Consider the following 2,637-nt stretch of genomic DNA (forward strand, 5'->3'; position numbering starts at 1 on the left):
TAGTTTTTATAACGTTAACTTTCAGGCGGCCTCCGCCAGAAATTCCGGGTTCTGCTTCACCAGCGCCAGCTTCAGCTTTTCCATGGCGCGCGCCTCGATCTGGCGGACGCGCTCCTTGGAGATGCCGAGCTGTTCGCCAAGCGATTCCAGCGTGGCGCCGTCATCGCTCAGCCTGCGCTCCTCGATGATGCGAAGCTCGCGGGCGTTGAGCGCGCCAAGCGCGCTCTTCAGCCAGAGGGCGCGGCGCTGGACGTCGATTCTTTCGCCGACGATCTCGTCAGGCAGCGGGTCTTCGGAGACCAGGAAATCCATCCGCTCGGCAGCGCCGTTTTCGTCGGCAAGCGGTGCGTTGAGCGAGCTGTCTGGGGAGGACAGGCGTGAATCCATCATCGCCACGTCCGCTTCGGGAACGCCGAGCGCCGCCGAGACCTCACGGTAGAGCGTGGCATTGGAGAGCGGCTCGGCGCCGTTGGCCAGCCGTGCGCGCAAGCGCCTGAGATTGAAGAACAGCGCCTTCTGCGCAGAGCTGGTGCCGCCGCGCACGATCGACCAGTTGCGCAGGATGTAATCCTGCATCGAGGCGCGGATCCACCAGGTGGCGTAGGTCGAGAAGCGCACTTCGCGCGCGGGCTCGAAACGGGCCGCCGCCTCGAGCAGGCCGACATGGCCCTCCTGGATCAGATCGCCGAGCGGCAGGCCGTAATGGCGGAATTTCGAGGCCATGGAGATGACCAGTCGCATATGGGCGACGGTGATCCGATGCAGCGCGTGCTGGTCGTTCTCTTCCTTCCAGCGGAGCGCAAGAACATGCTCCTCGTCGCGCTCGAGATAGGGAGCCTTCATTGCCGCCCGGACCAGTGTCCGTCCTGCCGCGTCCTCAATCATGCCGGCTCCTGTTGGCGGTCATTACGCTCATGACGGTTGAAAAGACGCCGCCGCGCCCTACAACAGCCATGCAACGTGTCAGGCGCATGGATGGTTCCGCCGCCCGAGGGGGCAAATGTTGCCGGCGGGAACATTCTGTTAGCGGCCTCCAAAATGCCGCTTGGCGGATTATCGGACGATTTTGAGAATCAGATTTCCGGCAAAGCCGATTTTTGAAATCTGGTTCCTTATTTTGCGACCTTCTATCTGTCAGTTTCCGGCTCTCACAATCGACCGGCAACCGGTCAAAACGGGATCACAGAAAAATGAAATGGCTTAAATCGCTCCTCATCGTCGGAACGCTGCAGGTTCTGGCGATCACCGCCGGCCATGCCGGCGCCAATCTCGATCAGATCAAGCAGGCCGGCGTGCTTAAGGTCGGCACGGAAGGCACCTATGCGCCCTTCACCTATCATGACGAATCCAACGCGCTGGTGGGCTTCGATGTCGAGATCGCCAAGGCGATCGGCGAGAAGCTGGGCGTCAAGGTCGAGTTTCTCGAAGGCAAGTGGGACGGCCTGATCGCCGGCCTCGACGCCAACCGCTACGACGCCGTCATCAACGAGGTCGGCATCACCGACGCGCGCAAGGCCAAGTATGATTTCTCCGATCCCTATATCGCCTCGAAGGCGGTGCTGATCGTGCGCGGCGACAATACCGACATCAAGACCTTCGCCGATCTCAAGGGCAAGAAGTCGGCGCAGTCGCTGACCTCGAATTTCGGCAAGCTTGCCGAGAAGAACGGCGCGGAACTCGTCGGCACCGACGGCTTCGACCAGTCGATCCAGCTTCTGCTCACCGGCCGCGCCGACGCCACCATCAACGACAGCCTGTCCTTCCTGGATTTCAAGAAGCACAAGCCGGACGCCAATGTGAAGATCGCCGCGCAGGAAGAGAATGCCGACTATTCCGGCGTCATCGTGCGCAAGGGCGATCCGGACCTGGTCGCCGCCATCAACAAGGCGCTGGCCGACATCAAGGCCGACGGCACCTACAAGAAGATCGCCGATAAGTATTTTGGCCAGGACGTCTCGCAGTAAGCTGAACAGCCTTTTTTGCCTGAATTCCGGCGGGCCATCTTCGACGGCCCGCCGTTTTTTGCATGACATTCGGGGGGCCGTCTTCGACGGCCCCCCGTTTTTAACACGACATTCATCGGGGCCGTCTTTGACGGCTCGCCGGTTTTTGCATGATAGTCAGTCCGTACGGGGGAACGCGCCGCCGTATCTGGAAGGGAGAAGCGCCCCGTGCCGCATTGGCTGCAATTGATGCTGGAATCGCTGCCGACGCTGTTGTGGGCGGCGCTGATCTTCACCGTGCCGCTGACGCTCCTGTCGTTCGCGCTCGGCCTCATCGCCGGGCTGGTGACGGCGCTGATCCGGCTGTTCGGCCCCAAGCCGCTGGTCGCGCTGGTGCGCTTCTATGTCTGGATCTTTCGCGGCACGCCACTGCTGGTGCAGCTCTTCCTGATCTTCTACGGCCTGCCCTCGGTCGGCATCCTGCTCGATGCCTTTCCCGCGGCGCTGATCGGCTTCACGCTCAACATCGGCGCCTACACCTCCGAGATCATCCGCGCCGTCATCGGCTCGGTGCCGAAGGGCCAGTGGGAGGCGTCCTATTCGATCGGCATGACCTGGAGCCAGGCGATGCGGCGCACCATACTGCCGCAAGCGGGTCGCGTCGCGGTGCCGCCGCTCTCCAACACCTTCATCT

General features: G+C 62.0%; 3 protein-coding genes. 2 read left to right on the forward strand and 1 reads right to left on the reverse strand.

The features are described from left to right. Positions 1–21: 21 nt before the first annotated feature. Entirely contained in the window at positions 22–885 is an 864-nt protein-coding gene (locus tag EOA23_RS33535; protein WP_126064022.1) for an RNA polymerase factor sigma-32, read from the reverse strand. Between the two features lie 305 nt (positions 886–1,190). On the opposite strand from EOA23_RS33535, the gene EOA23_RS33540 reads away from it, so the two are divergent. Continuing rightward, on the forward strand, positions 1,191–1,964 hold the full coding sequence (locus EOA23_RS33540; protein ID WP_127307211.1) for an amino acid ABC transporter substrate-binding protein: 774 nt from the start codon (positions 1,191–1,193) through the stop codon (positions 1,962–1,964). Between the two features lie 207 nt (positions 1,965–2,171). Further along, positions 2,172–2,637: ABC transporter permease subunit (locus EOA23_RS33545; RefSeq protein ID WP_127307212.1), on the forward strand; the 466-nt coding region annotated here is incomplete at its 3' end.

Origin of the sequence: Mesorhizobium sp. M2A.F.Ca.ET.042.01.1.1 (assembly GCF_003997405.1) — a bacterium.
In the GTDB taxonomy this organism is placed as follows: domain Bacteria; phylum Pseudomonadota; class Alphaproteobacteria; order Rhizobiales; family Rhizobiaceae; genus Mesorhizobium.